This is a genomic window from Ideonella sp. P3_A4, assembly GCF_056403075.1.
The window spans coordinates 1-19,353 of sequence record NZ_JBFUGE010000064.1; the positions used below are offsets into that span (position 1 = coordinate 1).

At 69.2% G+C, this 19,353-nt stretch carries 15 protein-coding genes; 12 read left to right on the forward strand and 3 right to left on the reverse strand.

Going from position 1 to position 19,353, the window contains the following annotated elements; genetic code table 11:
• The 10 genes from AC1DYI_RS09195 to AC1DYI_RS09240 all read left to right on the forward strand — a co-directional run.
• On the forward strand, window positions 1-201 hold a 201-nt coding region (locus AC1DYI_RS09195; RefSeq protein WP_477203794.1), incomplete at its 5' end, for a helix-turn-helix domain-containing protein.
• A gap of 184 nt (window positions 202-385) precedes the next feature.
• Window positions 386-1,078: a Crp/Fnr family transcriptional regulator gene (locus AC1DYI_RS09200; RefSeq protein WP_477203795.1), complete on the forward strand. Its 693-nt coding sequence runs from the start codon at window positions 386-388 to the stop codon at window positions 1,076-1,078.
• 158 nt (window positions 1,079-1,236) lie between these two features.
• A complete protein-coding gene (locus tag AC1DYI_RS09205) occupies window positions 1,237-1,650 on the forward strand; it encodes a YXWGXW repeat-containing protein (RefSeq protein ID WP_477203796.1) in 414 nt (137 codons plus the stop codon).
• Between the two features lie 46 nt (window positions 1,651-1,696).
• On the forward strand, window positions 1,697-1,855 hold the full coding sequence (locus AC1DYI_RS09210; protein WP_477203797.1) for a DUF3309 family protein: 159 nt from the start codon (window positions 1,697-1,699) through the stop codon (window positions 1,853-1,855).
• Window positions 1,852-2,796 carry a GGDEF domain-containing protein gene (locus AC1DYI_RS09215; RefSeq protein WP_477203798.1) on the forward strand — a complete coding sequence of 315 codons (945 nt, stop codon included), beginning with the start codon at window positions 1,852-1,854 and terminating at the stop codon, window positions 2,794-2,796. The genes AC1DYI_RS09210 and AC1DYI_RS09215 overlap by 4 nt, the downstream gene beginning before the upstream one ends.
• 143 nt (window positions 2,797-2,939) lie before the next feature.
• Window positions 2,940-3,788 (forward strand): class I SAM-dependent methyltransferase, encoded by an 849-nt coding sequence (locus AC1DYI_RS09220; RefSeq protein ID WP_477203799.1) that lies wholly within the window; start codon window positions 2,940-2,942, stop codon window positions 3,786-3,788.
• Between the two features lie 75 nt (window positions 3,789-3,863).
• Window positions 3,864-6,566 (forward strand): aconitate hydratase AcnA, encoded by a 2,703-nt coding sequence (gene acnA / locus AC1DYI_RS09225; RefSeq protein WP_477203800.1) that lies wholly within the window; start codon window positions 3,864-3,866, stop codon window positions 6,564-6,566.
• Window positions 6,567-6,686: 120 nt separating this feature from the next.
• Window positions 6,687-7,115, forward strand: coding sequence for a hypothetical protein (locus tag AC1DYI_RS09230; protein WP_477203801.1), 429 nt, complete (start codon window positions 6,687-6,689; stop codon window positions 7,113-7,115).
• A gap of 9 nt (window positions 7,116-7,124) precedes the next feature.
• Window positions 7,125-8,087, forward strand: a complete 963-nt coding sequence (locus AC1DYI_RS09235; protein ID WP_477203808.1) for a diguanylate cyclase domain-containing protein — start codon at window positions 7,125-7,127, stop codon at window positions 8,085-8,087.
• A gap of 180 nt (window positions 8,088-8,267) precedes the next feature.
• The gene (locus tag AC1DYI_RS09240; protein ID WP_477203802.1) at window positions 8,268-10,529 is read left to right on the forward strand and encodes a DUF6600 domain-containing protein; all 2,262 of its coding nucleotides are present in this window, start codon (window positions 8,268-8,270) and stop codon (window positions 10,527-10,529) included.
• Between the two features lie 47 nt (window positions 10,530-10,576).
• On the opposite strand, the gene AC1DYI_RS09245 is transcribed toward AC1DYI_RS09240, so the two are convergent.
• Window positions 10,577-11,998 (reverse strand): FAD-binding oxidoreductase, encoded by a 1,422-nt coding sequence (locus tag AC1DYI_RS09245; protein ID WP_477203803.1) that lies wholly within the window; start codon window positions 11,996-11,998, stop codon window positions 10,577-10,579.
• A gap of 131 nt (window positions 11,999-12,129) precedes the next feature.
• Between AC1DYI_RS09245 and AC1DYI_RS09250 the strand changes: the two genes are divergently transcribed.
• Window positions 12,130-12,819: a winged helix-turn-helix transcriptional regulator gene (locus AC1DYI_RS09250; RefSeq protein WP_477203804.1), complete on the forward strand. Its 690-nt coding sequence runs from the start codon at window positions 12,130-12,132 to the stop codon at window positions 12,817-12,819.
• Between the two features lie 219 nt (window positions 12,820-13,038).
• Here the strand turns inward: AC1DYI_RS09250 and AC1DYI_RS09255 are convergent, their stop codons facing one another.
• Complete coding sequence (locus AC1DYI_RS09255; RefSeq protein ID WP_477203805.1) at window positions 13,039-13,785, reverse strand: hypothetical protein; 747 nt, start codon at window positions 13,783-13,785, stop codon at window positions 13,039-13,041.
• A gap of 377 nt (window positions 13,786-14,162) precedes the next feature.
• Here AC1DYI_RS09255 and AC1DYI_RS09260 point away from each other — a divergent pair, with 377 nt between their 5' ends.
• On the forward strand, window positions 14,163-16,754 hold the full coding sequence (locus AC1DYI_RS09260) for a DUF3857 domain-containing protein (protein ID WP_477203806.1): 2,592 nt from the start codon (window positions 14,163-14,165) through the stop codon (window positions 16,752-16,754).
• A gap of 2 nt (window positions 16,755-16,756) precedes the next feature.
• Here AC1DYI_RS09260 and AC1DYI_RS09265 read toward each other — a convergent pair.
• Window positions 16,757-19,353, reverse strand: a 2,597-nt coding sequence (locus AC1DYI_RS09265; RefSeq protein ID WP_477203807.1) for an excinuclease ABC subunit UvrA, incomplete at its 5' end; no start/stop codon positions are given.

Sequence of the window (19,353 nt, forward strand, 5' to 3'; positions counted from 1 at the left end):
CTGATCGCCAACATGCTGGGCGTGCGCCGCGAAGGCGTCACCGAAGCAGCGTTGAAGCTGCAGAAGCTCGGCCTGATCAGCTACGCGCGCGGGCGCATCAAGGTGCTGGATCGCACGGGCCTGGAAGCCCGGACCTGCGAGTGCTACGAAGTGGTTCGCAAGGAATACGCCCGTTTGCTGCCAGGCCTGCTGGCGACGTGACCATCGCGGCCTGTCCGGCGCCTATGTGCGCTGGCAGACAGTGCGGCACGCAGGCTTGAAGCGAGACTGGCCACACCGATCGACGCTGCGGAGTTCCACGCGGTCTGGGGGCTGCGGGGCCTTCAGACCCTTCCTGACCGCGGCGGGCGATCGGGCCGCCCTTTCCATCCACGCGAAAGCCGATGTGCTTCAGCCAGAGAACCACCTGATCGAACAACTGCCGCGCAAGGACCGCCAGCACCTGCTGGCAGTGTGCGAGCCGGTGGAGCTGGTGTTGTCCGAAGTGTTGTGCGAGGCGGGTCAAACCACKCTCCACGTCTACTTCCCGGTCAACGGTTTCATCTCGCTGGTGGCCTTGATCGACGGCCACCCGGGCCTGGAGGTCGGCATGGTCGGGCGCGAGGGCATGCTGGGCGCGCCGCTGAGCCTGGGGGTGACCACGGCGCCGCTGCGCGCGCTGGTGCAGGGCGCGGGCACGGCCTGGCGCGTCAGCTCGGCCGACTTCGCTGACGAATTGCGGCGCAGCACCGCGCTGCAGAGCGGCCTCGATCGCTACCTCTATGTGCGCATCGCCCAGCTCGCCTCGGCCGCCACCTGCCTGCGCTACCACCTGATCGGGCCGCGCCTGGCGCGCTGGCTGCTGATGAGCCAGGATCGGGCCCATTCCGACCATTTCCACGTCACGCACGAGTTCCTGGCCTACATGCTGGGCGTTCGGCGCGTCGGTGTCACCGTGGCCGCAGGTGTGTTGCAGCGCGCCGGCTTGATCTCCTACCGCCGGGGCGAAGTCAAGGTGCTCGACCGCATCGGCCTGGAAGCGGCCGCGTGCAGCTGCTATGCCACCGATCGCCAGGCCTACGCGCGGCACGTGCACTGACGACGACCCAGTGTTCGACAGCGCACAGACAAGAGCGCACCATGGGCCTAGCTTGAGTTGCGGGACACGACCGCGCGATGACCGCTCAGACCTGCCGGCCCGTTCGGACGCGGCGGTCGAGCCATCGCCGCAGGGCCGCAAGCCCGGAAGGACAAACCATGTTGACCAAGCTGATGCTCAGTGCCGCGATCGCGGCCACCGCCGGGGCGCTGGCGCCCGCCGCCCACGCGGCCATTCAATGGGGAGTCTCGGTCAGCATCGCGCCACCCGCCCCGATGCTGGTCGTGTCGCCCCCGCCACGGCCAGGCTACCTTTGGGTACCGGGCTACTGGGGCTGGAACAACGGCCGCCACGTGTGGCTGAACGGCAGCTGGCTGCGCGAGCGGCCCGGCTATGCCTATTGGCAGCCCCGCTGGGTCCAGCGCGACGGCCATTGGTGGCTCGAACGCGGCCAGTGGGCCCGCGGCGACCGTGACCGCGACGGCATCCCGAACCGCCGGGACGGGGACCGCGATGGCGACGGCGTGCCCAACCGCTACGACCACCATGGCGGGCACCCCCAGCCGCAATGATTTTTCAACCCTGCCGTCTCACACGAGCCGGCAATAGGAGAACACCATGAGCCTCGGCCTCATCCTGCTGATCGTGCTGGTCCTGATGTTGGTTGGCGCGATGCCCACCTGGCCGCACAGCACCTCGTGGGGCTACGGCCCAAGCGGCGCCCTCGGGTTGGTCTTGTTGATCGTTGTCGTGCTGCTGCTGACAGGTCGCTTGTGACCCGTCTGGCCTTGCTGGATCGCATGCCACTGCTGGGCTCGACCGACGGTCACCTCGTCGACTGGAGCGAGGCACTGAACGCCGTGCCGACGAGGTTGCGCCAGATCGTCGGGCAGCGCCTGGTAACCGACTCCGGCCTGCCGGTCAGCGATGCGCGGGCCCAGATCCAGATCGACGTGCTCGAATGCGCCACCGCGATGGACGTGTTGAACGGCGCGCTGCTGGGCGAGCTGCGCCGCCGTCATCAACTGGACCATCAGACGCCGTCGACGCCGCAAGCGCTGGCGCCCGAACGGGGCGACCCGACCGACCGGCCGCCCGGTGGGCGCGATGCCAGAAAGACGGCGCCGCGCGAGCGCCAGACGCCGATGAAACAGCGCAAGCTGTTCAGACAACAGCTGGATCAGGCCTGGTCCGCCGGGGAGCCTGCGGGCAACCAGCTGGCCTTGTTGGTGATCGATCTCGAAGGTCTCAAGCCGATCACGCAAACCCACGGCCCCGACGTCAATGACCATGTGCTACAGATCATTGCTGCTCGACTGGGCCGCGCGGTGCGTGCCGGCGACGTGCTCAGCCGCATCGGCTTCCAGGAGTTCGGCTGCCTGCTGACCGGCCCGATCGACCGCACGCAACTCAGCCAGGTGGCCTGCAAGATGTTCGATGCCGTCTCGGCACCTTTGCGCACCAGCACCTTGTGGCTGCATGTCAGCCCCAGCATCGGTATCGCCCATGGCACCGATTGCGCCAACGGTGCCGCCGGCGCTGCCGGCATGCTGCTGGGGGCCAACGGCGCCATGCTTCAAGCCAAACAGCAGCACAGCGGCTACGCCTTTTTCGATCCACCGACCCGCCGTCCCAATCGGCGGGCGAGCACGTCTCTTCTTCAATCCGACAAGGCCGCCGGCACCGCCGTTGCCCAGGTCGGGTCCGGACACAACTGATCACACACCGTCGCTGCGCAGGGACACCGCCATGCTCTGCGTGACGCGCCCGGCCGACAGGTCCAGAATGTGAAAATTGCTGCCGTCAGCGGAGTTCCTGCGATGAAGTCTCACGACCGCCCGTACGGGGTTGAGAGAACCCCATGAGTGCCGATCTGCTGGACCGGGTCAACCAGGCCTGGTATGCCGAACCGAGCGCCGTCGCCGGCATGGGTGCGCAGCAGGGCTTCACCGACGAAGGGGAACGTGCGGCCTACGGGCTGCTCTCGCATGAGATGCACCAACGCCCTATCCTCGACCTTGGCGTGGGCCCGGGGCGCACGGTGGGCCTGCTGCAAGCGCTCAGCTCCAACTATGTCGGCATCGACTACCTGCCGGCGATGGTCGAGGCCGCACGGGTGCACCACCCGCGGGCCGACATCCGCCTGGGCGACGCACGCGATCTCGGCTCGTTCGCCGATGGGACCAAAGCCCTCGTCACGTTCAGCAACCACGGCATCGATTCGGTCAGCCACGAAGACCGGCTGCGCGTGCTGGCAGAGGCCTGGCGTGTGCTGGCACCCGGCGGCACCTTCTGGTTCTCGACCTTGAACGCGGTCGGCCCCGCCGCGCGCTACCGCCCATGGTTGCCACTGGTACCCCCGACTGAAGAGCGGCCCGGGGCCTGGCTGCGCCACACGCTGGAATGGGCGCGGGCACTGGCCCGCGTGCCCACCTACACCACGCGCTACTGGCGCGGCCGGGCGCTGCTCGAGGCCGGCACCGGCTGGGCCGTGGCGCCCTTCTTCGCCGGCGGCTGGCGGCTCGTGACCCACTACACCACCCTGCAAGAGCTTTTGCGCGAGCTGGCAGACGCCGGCTTCGCGGCGAACCCCGTGGTGTTCGAAGACGCCCATGGCCACCGCGTGGGCATGACCGACGACTTGCGCCCGGTGTTCGGCTTTAATGTGCTGGCCCGCAAGCCCCGCCCCGGCGCGGCCGATGGTCCCTGACTGAGCAGCCATGCGCTGAAGCAGCAGTGGCGGGGCTCAACCAGACCAGCAACCTGAGCCCCGGAGAGCCAACCCATGCCCCTGCGCCCTGAAGACACGCTGCGCCCGCTGACGCTGGCCAACGGCGACGCCGTCCAGCTGCACGCCTTGACCACCCTGCCCTCGCTGGGCTTGAGCGATGTGTCGCGGCTGCCGGTGTCGCTGCGCATCGTGCTGGAATCTTTGCTGCGCCACGTCGATGGGCGACGCGTCACCGAGGCCCATGTGCGCCAGCTGGCGGCCTGGCAGCCACGCGCCGAGCGCAACGAAGAGATCCCCTTCGTCGTCGCCCGCATCGTGCTGCAAGACTTCACCGGCGTGCCGCTGCTGTGCGACCTGGCGGCGATGCGCGACGCCGCGGTGCGCTTCGGCCGGCCCGCGCGGGTGGTCGAGCCGCTGGTGCCTGTCGACCTGGTGGTCGACCACTCGGTGCAGGTCGACCACTTCCGCGAGACCGACGCGCTGGACCTGAACATGCAGCTGGAATTCCAGCGCAACGCCGAGCGCTACCGCTTCATCAAGTGGGGCATGCAGGCGTTTGCCAACGTGCGCGTGGTGCCACCCGGTGTGGGCATCGTGCACCAGGTCAACCTCGAGTCGCTGGCGCGCGGTGTCGTCCGCCACGGTGATGTGCTGTTGCCCGACTCGCTGGTCGGCACCGATTCGCACACGACGATGATCAACGCACTAGGCGTCGTCGCCTGGGGTGTCGGCGGCATCGAGGCCGAGGCCGGCATGCTGGGCCAGCCGGTGTCTTTCCTGACGCCGGATGTGGTCGGCGTGCACCTGCGTGGCCGCTTGAAGCCGGGTGCGACAGCGACCGATCTGGTGCTGGTGATCACCGAACAGCTGCGGCGCTTCGGCGTCGTCGGCCAGTTCGTCGAATTTTTCGGCGAAGGTGCCGCGTCGCTGACGCTGCCCGACCGCGCGACGCTGGCCAACATGGCGCCGGAGTACGGCGCGACGATGGGCTTCTTTCCGCCCGACGAAGTGACCGCCGAGTACCTGACCGCCACCGGCCGCACCGAAGCAGAGGTCGACGCGTTCCGCCGCTACTTCCAGGCCCAGCAGCTGTTCGGCATGCCGCGCGCCGGCCAGATCGACTACACGCGAGAACTCGAGATCAACCTCGACGAGGTGGTGCCCAGCGTTGCCGGGCCGAAGCGGCCGCAGGACCGCATCGCGCTGGCCGACCTGGCCCCGGCCTTCACCGCGCTGCTGGCTTCGCCGGTCAGCGCGGGCGGCTATGGACGGACCGAGGTGGCGGCGCCGACACCACCATCAGCGACCACCACCGCGCCGGCACTCACCGATGGCGACGTGCTGATCGCCGCCATCACCTCCTGCACCAACACCTCGAACCCCAGCGTGATGCTGGCGGCCGGTCTGCTGGCGCGCAACGCGGTGGCGCGCGGGTTGAAGGTTGCATCGCACATCAAGACCTCGCTCGCGCCAGGCTCGCGCGTGGTCACCGACTACCTCGAACGCGCCGGCCTGCTGGCACCGCTGGAGGCCCTGGGTTTTCGCGTCGTGGCCTACGGCTGCACGACCTGCATCGGCAACGCCGGCCCGCTCGATGCCGAGATCGAGATGACGATCAAGGCGCACGACCTGGTCTGCGCCAGCGTGCTGTCGGGCAACCGCAATTTCGAAGCGCGCATCCACCCCGCACTGCGCGCCAACTTCCTGATGAGCCCACCACTGGTGGTGGCCTTTGCGCTGGCCGGCCGCGTCACGACCGACCTGACGCGTGAACCGCTGGGCTTCGACAGCGCCGGTCGGCCGGTCATGCTCAGCGAGCTCTGGCCGAGCCAGGAGGAGCTGGCCGCGGCGCTGCGGGCCATCGCCGACCCCGCGGCCTACCGACGCTTGTATGCGCCGGGCGCCACCGTGCACCCGCTGTGGGCGGGCATTGCTGCGCCCACCGGCGAGCGCTACACCTGGGAGCCGTCGACCTACATCGCCCGGCCGCCGTTCCTGGACGACATGCCGCTCGCGCCGGCGCCGTTGACCGACTTGCGCGGTGCGCGCGCGCTGGCCCTGTTCGGCGACTCGATCACCACCGACCACATCAGCCCGGCCGGCTCGATCGCGCCCGATTCACCCGCCGGTGCCTGGCTGCAGGCACAAGGCGTGGTGCCCGCTGCGTTCAACAGCTATGGCTCACGCCGCGGCCAGCATGAGGTGATGCTGCGCGGCACCTTTGCCAACGTGCGGCTGCGCAACCAGACCGTGCCGCCCGATGCACAAGGGCACGCCGTCGAAGGCGGCTTTGCGCGCCACGAGCCGGACGGTGTCGTCGCGGCGCTGTTCGAGGTGGCGATGGCCTACCAGCGCGCGGGCACGCCGACGATCATCTTCGCCGGCAGCGAGTACGGCACTGGCTCGAGCCGCGACTGGGCCGCCAAGGGCACACGACTGCTGGGCGTGCGTGCCGTCGTGGCCCGCAGCTTCGAGCGCATCCACCGCGCCAACCTGGTCGGTATGGGCGTGTTGCCGCTGCAGTTCACCGGCCTGGACAGCATCGACTCATTGCAGCTGCGCGGCGACGAAAGCTTCGACCTGCCTGGCGTCGAAGATGGGTTGATCCCGGGCCAGATGGTGACGCTGGTGATCCACCGGGCCGATGGCCGGCAGCACGAGGCGGCGCTGCGCCTGCGCGTGGACACACCGATGGAGGCCGAATACCTGCGCCACGGCGGCATCCTGCCGTACGTGCTGCGCGAGCTGGTGGGCTAGGCCCGGGTCGACCTGCGTTTTGTGCGCCAGCGCACCGACGCTCGTGAGGCCTGACGGCCAAACTTCCGATGCGCCGAGACGCGCGCGTCTTGCACGTCTGGGCGGCCTCGAAAGAAAGCCATGCCCACGAAATTCATTCCAGTCACCTTGTTGGTGCTGGCCGCCATCGTCACCACGGCAAAGGCCCCCTGGCCGGTGTCCGTGCCGATCACCGGCGCTGCCGCGCAGGGCGTCGCCACGCCGATCAAGGTCACCAGCCCAGCGGCGGGCCACCCGGCGCACCCGGTTGCCGCCGACGACTACCGCATGGACATTCAGGACGGCGTGACTGCCGATGCCTACAACCTGGTGCCCCTGGCCGAGCACGACGCCGCGCGAACCCAGTCGATGATCGACGGCATCGCAGGCCGGCGTTCGGCACGGAGTGCCGCCCCTGCCGACAGAGTCGACGGACAGGCGACGAGCTTGCTGCCCCGCCCCGCGGCCGCCGCGCTGTGGCTGGCCGGGCTGATGGCCGTGGTGCTGATGGCCCTTCGGCGCCGACGCTGAGCCTCCGTGATGTTGAGCGCGGACAGCACACGGACCAACGCCCGCAGCCGCCACCGGCCCGGATGGCCCGACGTCATCGACCCGCCGATCGGTGCGAATGGTGGCGCGCCTGACACCCCGCACCCACCGCACGCCTCTGCGGCCGGCGTCGGTGGCAAAGCGACCTGTGACTGGGACGACATGCTCGACGCCGTGGCCGATCGTCTGCATGGCATCTTGGAAAGCACGAGATCCGGGGCCGACCAACCGGAGGCACTGGCGCTGGCGGGCCGCACCCACGTGCTGGCCCTCGAATGCGCCGCCGCGCTGAATCTGCTGCACGCCGCGATGGCCTGCGATCGCACCGACCAGCGCCGACTCGAGCGCGAGTTGGGTGATGCCCGCGCCGCGCTGGCCCAGTCCCAGCTGGATTTCGAGGACAGCCACGCCGGCGAGTTGCATGCCCGACATCTGGCACTGCATGACGAGCTGACCACCTTGCCGAACCGGCGCCACTGCCGCGAACGGCTCGACGAGGCCCTGGCGCTGGCCGCCGCCCGCCGAACCACTGCGGCCCTGCTGTACCTGGACCTGGACGGGTTCAAGGCGATCAATGACCGCCACGGGCACGAAACCGGCGACGAGGTGCTGCGCATTGCAGCCGCTCGCCTGAGCCGCGCAGTGCGGGCCGGCGACATCGTCTGCCGCCTGGGCGGTGACGAGTTCGTCTGCCTGCCGGCCGGCCCGCTGGGCGATCCGCAGCTCGCCCACCTGGCCAGCAAGCTGTTCGACGCGGTGTCGGCGCCGCTGACGGTCAACACCCTGCAGCTCCAGATCCGGCCCAGCATCGGCGTGGCCATCTTTCCCACCCACGCCGACAACACCGAAGCCCTGCTCCATGCCGCCGACGCCGCGATGTACCGCGCCAAGCAACAGCGCAGCGGCTTCGCCTTTGCCCAGCGCGCCGTCGAGATCGAGTTGCCGCTGCGCTGACGGCCGCGGCAGCCTACCCGGGCACACGCTGTGCCCCTTTTTCAAGGTTCGTTTGTGCGCTAGAGCACAGACGGCGCCCGCGCGCAGGCACACGCTTTGCCGGCAAACCTTGACTCGTGAACAGCCCCCTTGCCCAGCAGGGAAGCTTCGCGCGCACCCGCAGCAGAGAAGGAAAACACCATGAACCGGCACATTCGAATACTTCGCCAGACCATCGCGCTTGCTGCGGGGCTGGCACTCGTGACGTTCAGCGGCCTGACCCGCGCCGACCCGCCTGGCCGCGTGGCGCGCCTGGGCTACATCAGCGGCGAGGTCAGTCTTTCGCCAGCCGGCGAAGAAGACTGGAATCGCGCTTCGCTCAACCGCCCGCTGGGCCCGGGCGACCGCCTGTGGGCCGACGCGAATGGGCGGGCCGAGATCCAGGTTGGCGGCGCGATGCTGCGCCTGAACGGCGCCACCGCCGTGTCAGTGCTGAACCTGGACGACGACATCACCCAACTGCAGCTGACCGAGGGCAGCCTGAACGTGCGCGTGCGCCGGCTCGAACAGGGCCAGGCCGTCGAAGTGGACACGCCGAACCTGGCCTTCACGCTGCGCCAGCCGGGCGCCTACCGGATCGACGTCGACCCGGACGGCAACGCAACCACCGTTCGCATGCGTGAGGGTGAAGGCGAAGTCACCGGCGAAAGCGCCTCTTACGTGATCGAGGCACCGCAGGTGCAGCGCTTCAGCGGCGATGCGGCACGCGACGAAGGCTATGCCAGCGCCCCCCCGCCCGACGACTTCGACCGTTGGGTGGGCGACCGCGACCGCGGCACCTCGGTGTCGGTATCGGCACGTTATGTGTCACCCGATGTGGTCGGTTATGAAGACCTGGACAACAACGGCGACTGGTCCGACGACCCGGGCAATGGCCATGTCTGGTACCCGCGCCACGTGACCCGTGACTGGGCACCGTACCGCGATGGCCACTGGGCCTGGATCGACCCCTGGGGCTGGACCTGGGTCGACGATGCACCCTGGGGCTACACCGTCTCGCACTATGGCCGCTGGGCCCACATCCGCGGGCGCTGGGGCTGGGTGCCCGGCCCGGTGCGCACGCGCGCCTACTACGCGCCGGCGTTGGTGGTGTTCGTCGGCGGGCCCCATTTCAACCTGACGATTTCGAGCGGCGGCGGTGGTGGTGGCGTGGCCTGGTTCCCGCTCGGCCCGCGCGAGGTCTACCACCCGGCCTACAAGGCCAGCCCGCGTTACTTCGAGCAGGTCAACGTCAGCAACACCGTCGTCAACAAGACGGTGATCAAGAACGTCAACGTGACCAATGTGACCAACATCACCAACATCACCTACGTGAACCGGCGCGTGCCGGGCGCGGTGGTCGCGGTGCCGCAGGACACTTTCAAGAACGCACAGCCGGTGGCGAAGGCCACCATCCGCGTGTCGAAAGAAGCCATCGACAGCCGCGAGGTGAACACCGCCGCCCAGGTCGCACCAACCGAAAAGAGCGTGCGTGGCCCGGGTGGCGAGAACGCTCAAGGCGGCAAGCCGCCGCCGCGGGTCTTCGCACGCCAGGTGGTGGCACGCACCGCACCGCCGCCGCCCAAGCCCAGCTTTGCAGCGCAGCAAGCCAAACTGGCCGCACAGCCCGGCAAGCCGCTCGACGATGCGCAACGTGAAGAGGTCAAGGTCAAAGCCAAGCCCACGGCCGCCGCTGCGTCTGACGCGGCCGCCCCCACCGCACCGGTGAAGGTGGTCAAAGCCAAGCCCGGCACTGCGAAGACCTTGTCGGCGCAAAGCGCCAAGGCCAGCGAGCCGCGTGGCGTGACTGAAGAGCCCACTGCCGCCGGCCGCGCTGCGTCGGCCGCGGCGGCGGCCCCTGCAGCTTCTGCACCGCGCACCGCCGCCGAGCGCAAGGCCGAGCGCCAAGCCAAGCAGGCCCATGCTGCTTCCGCCGCCGAGGGTGGAGCACCGGCTTCAGCGGCACGCCCCGGGCGCCCCGCCTCGGCCGCTGCTGCGCGTGCCGCGGCATCGGCCGCCGGCGCAGACGACCGCGGCGCAGCCTCCGCCCCGGACCGCAAGCCCACCAAGGCCAACAAGCCGCCGGCAGCTGCATCGGCAGCCGCCGCACGCGCCTCGGCCGCTGCGGCTCGGCGGGCGGCTTCGGCCCCTGAAGGCCGCAAGTCGCCGTTGGTCGACGAAGACCGCAGCCCGCCACCGGCCCCGCACGCCGCCAGCGCGCCGAAGCGCACTGTCGAGGAGCGGCAAGCCGCACGCGCCGCACAACGCGAGCGTGCCGCTGCCAAGGCCAAGGCCGCCGAGACCACGCCGGCCGCACCCACCGCGACGCCCCCGGCGGCCACCAGCGCACGCGAGCCCGAGCCCGCCGCCAGCCAGCCGAAGCGCAAGAAGCGCGAAGAAGAAGCCGCACCGCCGCGGCCCTGACGCGCGCTGAGTTCGCAAGGCCCGGGCACCATGCCCGGGTCTTCACTTCAGCCCGAGACCGGCTTGGTGTGGCTGAACAGGCCGTCCGGGTCGTAGCGCTGTTTCAGCGCAGCCAGTCGGTCCAACGTCGGCCGGCCATACGCGGCCTGGATCCGGTCGGCGCCCTCTTCCTCGGTCAGGAAGTTGATGTAGGTGCCACCGGTCGAGCGGTGGCGCGTGGCCTCGAAGGCCGCGCGTGCCCAGGCCATGTTCACCGCGTCGTCTTCCGGCTTTTCCCATGAGCCGGCGATGTTGAGCACATAGGCCGCATCGCGGTTGCCGGCCGGTGAATGCCCGGGCGGCAACTCGTTGAGCGCCCCACCGATCTGGAACATCAGGATCGCCGAGTGCGGCGAGGCGATGCGGCCGGCGTGCTGCACCGCCAGGTCGGCCAGCTCGGGCGACACGCGCGACAGGTAGTGCGACTTCCAGTAGTAGCGCCGGCCCTTGGGCTGCGTCGCGTCGAGCAGGCTTTGCATCTGGCAGTACGGCCGGCGCTGCACGATGTCGGCGACCGGCTTTCCGACCTGGCGCAGCGAGGCCAACAGCGCCTCGCCGTCTTCGATGCGACCGGTGTGGCAGACGAAGATCGCGACGATGGACTGGCCATGCACCTCTTTCGGCAGCCACGGCGCCGGTGGCGCCTTGCGCAGCACCGCCACGCTGGTCAGCTCGCGCGGCGCGGCGGCACTGAACTCGCGGTAGGCGTCGAGCACCTGGCGTGCATCTTCGCCGCGCCAGGCGATCGCGCCGCCCAGGATCTCGGGTCCGACCGGGAACAGGCGGTACTCGAACGAGGTGACGATGCCGAAGTTGCCGCTGCCGCCGCGCAGGGCCCAGAACAGCTCGGCGTCCTGGTCGGCCGACACGCGCCGGATCTGCGCGTCGGCGGTGACGACTTCCATCGACACCACGGTGTCGCAGGTCCAGCCGTGCTGCCGCGTCAAATAGCCGAAGCCACCGCCCACCGTGAGGCCGGCGATGCCGGTGGCCGACACGAAGCCCATCACCGCCGCCAGGCCATGGGCCTGGGTCTCGCGGTCCAGGTCGGCCAGCGTGCACCCGGCCTGGGCATGCGCGGTGCGTGTGGTTGGGTCGACCCACACGCCGCGCAGCAGCGACATGTCGATCATCAAGCCGCCTTCGCAGACCGCCAGGCCGGCGATGTTGTGGCCGCCGCTGCGCACCGACAGCAGCAGCCGGTGCGTGCGTGCAAAGCGCAGCGCCTGCACCACGTCCACCGTGCCGGTGCAGCGGGCGATCAGGCCGGGGCGCCTGTCGATCATCGCGTTCCAGATCTTTCTGGTCTCGTCGTAGGCCGCGTCCTCGGCCGTCAACACCGCGCCCTTGAAGCCCGCCTTGAAGGCCTGCAAGGCCTCGGGCGAGATCGTCTCGGTGCCGCCGTCGACACGCTTCAGTTCAAGTCCCATGATGGTTCCACTCCATTGATCGTCATGGGAGCGGAGCATGCGCGTGACGCGGGCTGCGGACCAGTCCAGAATCTGAAGCGTTGCCCGTCAAACAAGGGGGGCGGCACCCCCGAGGATTTGGAGGCCAGGCCATGGACGAAAGCTACGGCCAGTACTGCGCCGTCGCGCGCAGCGCCGAGGTGTTGTGCGAGCGCTGGACGCCGCTGGTCGTGCGCGAGCTGCTGTGCGGCAGCAAGCGCTTCAACGACCTGCACCGCGGCGTGCCGCGCATGTCCACCAGCCTGTTGACGCAACGCCTGCGCCATCTCGAAGAAGCGGGCATCGTGCGGCGCAATGCGGTCGGCAAGGTCTTGGAATACCAGCTGACCGAGGCCGGTGAAGCGCTGCGGCCGGTCGTGATGGGGCTGGGCCATTGGGGTGCACGCTGGGTGACGGGCGGGCTGCGCGACGAAGAGCTCGACCCGGGCCTGTTGATGTGGGACATGCGCCGCTTCGTGCGCCTCGACCAGGTGCCACCCGAGCCGGTGGTCGTGCACTTTCACTTCCGCGACGCCCGTGCCGGCGAGCAGCTGTGGTGGCTGGTGCTCGAAAACGGCCGTGCCGACCTTTGCCTGCAGGACCCTGGCCGCGAACTGACGTTGGTGGTCGACTGCACGGTGCGTGCGCTGACCGAGATCTGGGTCGGCGACCGCACACCGGCCGAAGCCTTGCGCACCCGCGACCTGCGCGTGGACGGCCCGCCGCGCGAGTCGGAACAGCTGTGGCAATGGCTGGGCAAGAGCCTGTTCGCACCGACTCGGGCCGCCGCGGCGCGGGGCTGATGCGCAGCTGACTTGCGCAGCTGACTTGCCGTGGCGCGTCCCCGGCATGACGCCCTTCGGGTTCGCCTTCAACCAGCACAACCGCTTGATCGTCAGCGAAGCGGTGGGAGGCGCGCCGGGCGCGAGCACGGTCTCGTCGTACCGCTTCGACAATAGCACGCCCGGTGCTCGAAGGCCTGCCGACCACGGCGGTGGGCCTGGCCGCGAACTGAGGCCGCATCAGCTGATGCGGCAGGGGTCGTCGCGCACGGTCCCTTGCCCGGTCAGCAGGTCGATCTCGGCGCTGCGGCATTGGTTACGGGCTTCGTCGACGACGGCGTGGCCCAGCAGTGTCGGGTGGCCCGGGGTGCACGGCGTGGTGCAGTTCTTCGGCAACAGCCGGAATTCGCTGCGCTGCGGCGTCAGGCCGCCCAGTTGCTGGACCAGCCGGGCCTGGGCTTGCGCCTCGGTGGCGAACGCTGGTGGGGTGGCGAAGTCGAGCGGCTGGATGTGCGAGTCGACCTGCGCGTCGAGTGCACGAATGATGTCGGCAGCTGGCCAAAGCCGGTCGCGCGGCAGGTTCATCTGGCGATAGGCATCGTTCGAGCTGTACAGCGTCAGCACCAGGCTGTCGTGGGTGGCGACACGGGCCCAGCCGTAGGCCACCGTGTAGTTCACGCGCCAGGCCAGGCCGCCGATCCAGGTACAGCCGATTTCCTGCTCGCCGACCTGCACGCGCTCGGCCATCTCGGTGGCGCTGATCTTGTTGCGGCGCTGGAACTCTTGCCGCCACAGGTCAAGGTAGCTCGCCTGCTGGGCCTTGGCGGCGCTGCAGAGCGCCGCGCGCGCCTGAGCCGAGGGGCCAGCGGGTTCGGCGGCCATCGCAGGCCCGGCGGCCCACAGCGCGAACATCATCGCGGGCATCAATGCGGCCATCAGCAAGGCCGGTCCGGCCAACCCCATCGTCTTCTTCGCATCCAGGTTCATCGTTCGCTCCTTGTGGTCTCAACGCCGAACCCGGTGATGCGTGCACGCCTGTCACCAAGCCTTACGCGGCCCGACAGCCGGTGAGTGGTCAGCCGGCGCCATCGAGTGGCGCCATCAACCGGCCACAACCGTGTCATACCGGCGTGCAAAGTCCACGTCCCGCGGACGCCGCGCCGGTGACGCCGCCGGATCCCCCTCCCGTCGATCACCCCCTCGATCCGATAATTGACCAACGCCCAAGCCGCCAGGATCAGGACCGGCAGGCGGTCAGGGAGGGAACCTTGATTCAGAACTTGTTGGTGGCGGTTGTCAGTGCCGTTCGAGCCACCGCCCAGCACGCACGGCGGGCCGGCCTGTGGGCCTGCCTGAGTGCGGGCGTGACCCTGACCACCCCCGCGATCGCGGCACAGGTGGGCAGCCCGGCCATTGCACCACCGGCCTCCTGGGTACTGCCACTGACCCCCGAGCCTGGCCGCGAGCTGCCCGCCGAGCAAGTGGCCAAGGGTGTGCAGTACCTGCTGCTGGACCAGCAGCAGCGCGTCGACGCCAACGACAAGACGCATTACCGGCATCTGGCCTCGAAAGCGCTCAATGCGCAAGGTGTCGAGTCGATCGCCAACATCGAGATCCGCTTCGACCCGTCGTACCAGAAGCTGACGCTGCACACGATCAACATCCGCCGCGGCAGCGCGGTGATCGCCAAGCTGCCGACCGCGCAGGTGCGCGTGCTGCAGCGTGAATCGGGCCTGGAGTCGCTGATCTTCGACGGCTCGCGCACGGCGCATGTGTTCCTCGACGATGTGCGTGTCGGCGACGTCGTCGAGTACGCCTACAGCCTGCGTGGCAGCAACCCGGTGTTCGGCAACCGCCACGGCGGGCGTTTCGATTTCCAGTTCGACGTGCCGGTGGAAAGGCTCCACGCCCGCCTGCTGTGGCCCGCCGGGCGCCCGTTGCAATGGCATCTGCACAACCAGGCAGCGCCGGCCAGTGAAGAAGAGGTGGGCGGCCAGCGCATCTACAGCTGGGACCTGCGCGCGGTCGACGCCCGCGTCATCGAGGACGACGCCCCCGCCTGGTTCGACCCCTACCCGTTCGTCGAATGGGGCGAGTTCGCCAACTGGCATGCCGTGGCCGACTGGGCGCTGCCGCTGTACCGGCTGCCGGCCACGCCAACGCCGCGGGTGCGCGCCGCGGCCGACCAATTGGCAGCCAACCACGCAACACCGGCCGAGCGCCTGGCGGCCACACTGCGTTATGTGCAAAGTGAAGTGCGCTACCTGGGTATCGAGGTCGGGCCTGGCTCGCACGCGCCGAATCCGCCCGAACTGGTGCTCGAGCGCCGCTACGGCGACTGCAAGGACAAGACGCTGTTGACGGTGGCGCTGCTGCGCCAACTGGGCATCGAGGCCCAACCAGCGCTGGTGCACACGTCGATGCGCCAGGCCATCGAGGCCAACCGGCCGTCGCCCAACGCGTTCAACCACGTGCTGGTGCGCGCCCGCCTCGATGGGCGCGACTACTGGCTGGACCCGACGCGCTCACCGCAGCAAGGCAGCCTGGATCAGCTGGTGCAGGCCGACTACGGCCGCGCGCTGGTGGTCGACGCAGCCACCGATGCGCTGGTGCCAATGGCCGGCGACAAGGCCCGCGTGCAGCAACGCGTGGTGCATTCGGTGATCGATGCGCGCGCCGGCTTCGACAAGCCGGTGCGCTACACCGTGACCACCGAAGCCACCGGTGCCGCGGCCGAGTCGCTGCGCTCGACGCTGAGTTCGCGCCGGCGCGAAGACCTGCAGAAGGACTACCTGAACTTCTACGTCGGCCAGTTCGGCGCGATGGACGTGTCCGCGCCGATGCGGGTCGACGACGACGTCAAGGCCAACCGCCTGTCGGTGACCGAGGAGTACGCGCTGAAGGAGTTCTGGCAGCACTCGGACAAGCACAAGCGCCTCGAAGGCACCGTCACCAGCTCCGAGGTTCGCGAGCACCTGCAGCGGCCGAAAAGCCTGGTCCGCAACTCACCGCTGGCCGTCGCTTACCCGACCGACGTGATGCAGGTGACCGAAGTGAAGCTGCCGGAGAGCTGGACGATCCAGGCCGACAAGACGCATGTCGACGACCCGGCGTTCGAGTACGAGCGCAACGAAGCCTGGGACGAAGCCACCCGCACGCTGACGTTGACCGACCATTTCCAGTCCCGCGTCGACCATGTCAATGCCGACCAGATGGCCCGTTATGCCAGCAACCTGGAGAAGGCCCGCGACAGCACTGCATTCACGCTCTACAAGTACGACCCGGGCGGCAATACCGCCGCCGACACGAGCCCGACCCATTGGCTGCCGGCGGTCGTGACGACGCTTTGCTTGATCGGCTTCGGCATGCTGGCGAGCCGCGTCTACCGCTGGGACCCGGCGCCGGAGCGGCCACTGGTCGGCACCCGCGGGCCGGTGAAGCCCTGGGCCCTCGGTGGCTGGCTGATCCTGCCGCTGCTGGGTGTGCCATTCAACCTGTACCAACTCGGCCACGAGGTCTACAACCTGTGGCCATCGTTGACCACCGACCACTGGCTCTCGGTGACCACGGTCGGCGACGACAGCTTCCACCCGCTGATGGCGCCGCTGCTGATCTTCGAGTTGGTGACCAACCTGGGCCTGATGGCGGCGTACCTGCTGCTGGTGCCGCTGTTTCTCACCCGCCGCACCAGCCTGCCGCGCCTGTACATGGCGACGATCGCCACCAACGCCGCGACCCAGGTGCTCGACAGTGCGCTGGCGCTGATGATCCCGGCAACCGCAGCAACGCTGGACCCAGCACACTGGGGCACGCTGGTTCGCGTCCTGATCGCCGCCGCGATCTGGATCGCCTACTTCCGCGGCTCGGAGCGGGTGAAGGCGACGTTTGTGATGCGGCGTCCGTTGCCCGCGACGACGCCGACGATGGAGACTCGCCCCACTGCGTCGGCAGCCTGACCTCAGCGCGCCAACACCGGCTTCAACGCCACGCCCGTGTGCGTGCCAGCCTTGACCACCTGCTCCGGCGTACCGGCGCAGACCACGCGGCCGCCGGCGCCGCCGCCTTCGGGGCCGAGGTCGACGACCCAGTCGGCTTCGGCGATCACGTCGAGGTCGTGTTCGATCACGACCACGCTGTGGCCACCGAGGACCAGGCGGTGCAGCACATGGATCAACTTCTCGACGTCGGCCATGTGCAGGCCGACCGTCGGCTCGTCAAGCACGTACAGCGTGTGCGGCGGCTTCTGGCCACGCCGTGTGACGTCGTCGCGCACCTTGCTCAGTTCGGTCACCAGCTTGATGCGCTGCGCCTCGCCGCCGGACAGCGTCGGTGACGGCTGGCCCAAGGTCAGATACCCCAGGCCGACGTCCTTCAGCAGCTGCAGCGGGTGCGCGATGCCCGGCATGCTGGCGAAGAACTCGACCGCTTCGTCGACCTCCATCGCCAGCACGTCGCCGATGCTCTTGCCGCGCCAGCTGACCGCCAGAGTTTCCTGGTTGAAGCGCTGGCCGTGGCAGACATCGCACGGCACTTTCACGTCGGGCAGGAAGCTCATCTCGATCGTGCGCATGCCCTGGCCTTCGCAGCCGGGGCAGCGGCCTTGGCCGGTGTTGAACGAGAAGCGCGCCGCCGCATAGCCGCGCGCCTTGGCCTCCAGCGTCTCGGTGAACAGGCGCCGGATCTGGTCCCAGAAGCCGATGTAGGTGGCCGGGCACGAGCGCGGTGTCTTGCCGATCGGCGTCTGGTCGACTTCGAGCACGCGGTCGATCGCGCCCCAGCCATTCAGTGCACTGCAACCGGTGAGCGTGAACTCGCGCGGCGCGCCACGGCCCTTGGCGGCCACCGCAGTGGCCACGTTGGCCAGCAGCACGTCTCGCGCCAGCGTCGACTTGCCTGAGCCTGAGACGCCGGTCACCGCGACCAGGCGCTGCAGCGGGATGTCGATGTCGACCTTCTGCAGGTTGTGCAGATGGGCGCCACGCAGCTCCAGCATCGGCGTGGTGGCAGTGACCGTACGCCGCTCGTGCAGCGGGTGCTTCAGCGGTGTTGCCAGGAAACGGCCGGTCAGCGAATCCGGGTTCGCCGCCAGGTCGGCCGCGGTGCCCTCGGCGATCAGGCGACCGCCGCGTTTGCCGGCGCCGGGGCCGATGTCGATGATGTGGTCGGCGCGGCGGATCGTGTCTTCGTCGTGCTCGACGACCACCAGCGTGTTGCCCTTATCGCCGAGCTTGTGTAGCGCATTGAGCAGGATGCCGTTGTCGCGCGGGTGCAGGCCGATCGTCGGCTCGTCGAGCACGTAGCAGACGCCTTGCAGGTTGCTGCCCAGCTGCGCGGCGAGGCGAATGCGCTGCGCTTCACCACCCGACAGCGTCGGCGCAGCACGGTCCAGCGTCAGGTAGCCCAGGCCCACCTCTTCGAGGAACTCGAGCCGGTTGCGGATCTCGGTGATGACGTCGCGTGCGATGCCGGCTTCGCGGCCGACCAGCTTCAGCGCATCGACCCAGGCCCGCGTGTCGCGCACCGACCATTGCGCGACCTCGTGGATGCCGAGCGACGAGAAGGTCACCGCGCGCGAGGTCGGGTTCAGCCGCGCGCCTTCGCAGTCCGGGCAGGGTTCGCCGGCGACACCTTCGACTTCCGGCTCTTCGCTCGGGAAGCTCTGCTCGCGGCCCTTGTTGTCGTCGTCACGCTTGGTGTCATCGAAGGCCTGGCGCTGTTCGCGCGTCAGCGTCAGCCCGGTGCCCACGCAGCTGGTGCACCAGCCGTGCTTGCTGTTGTAGCTGAACATGCGCGGGTCCAGCTCGGGGTAGCTGGTGCCGCATACGGGGCAGGCGCGCTTGGTCGAGAAGACCGTGACTTGGCCGATGCGGGCGGTGCTGCCGCCGGCGGCCATGGTGCCTGCCAGGCCGTCGAGCGGGTGCAGCAGGTGCAAGACGCCTTTGCCGATCTCCAGTGCTTGCGACAGCAGGCTGCGCAGCTCGGCTTCGTTGTCCTTTCGCACGATCAGGTCGCCGACAGGCAGCTCCAGCGTGTGCTCCTTGAAGCGGTCCAATCGCGGCCACGGATCCACCGGCAGGAACTCACCGTCGACACGCAAGTGCGAATGGCCACGCGCCTTCGCCCACTTGGCCAGGTCGGTGTAGACGCCCTTGCGGTTGACGACCAGCGGCGCGAGCAGGCCCACGTGCTGGCCGGCATGGTCACGCAGCAGCTGTGCGGCGATGCTCTCGGCGCTTTGCGGCATCACCGGCGCGCCGTCCTTCACGCAGTGCTGCAAGCCGAGCTTGACCCACAGCAGGCGCAAGAAGTGCCAGACCTCAGTCGTCGTCGCGACCGTGCTCTTGCGGCCGCCGCGCGACAGGCGCTGCTCGATCGCGACGGTGGGCGGGATGCCCCAGACCGCATCGACCTCGGGCCGCCCGGCCGGCTGCACGATGCTGCGGGCGTAGGCGTTGAGCGATTCAAGGTAGCGCCGCTGGCCCTCGTTGAACAGGATGTCGAAGGCCAGCGTCGACTTGCCTGAACCCGACACGCCAGTGACCACGCTGAACTTGC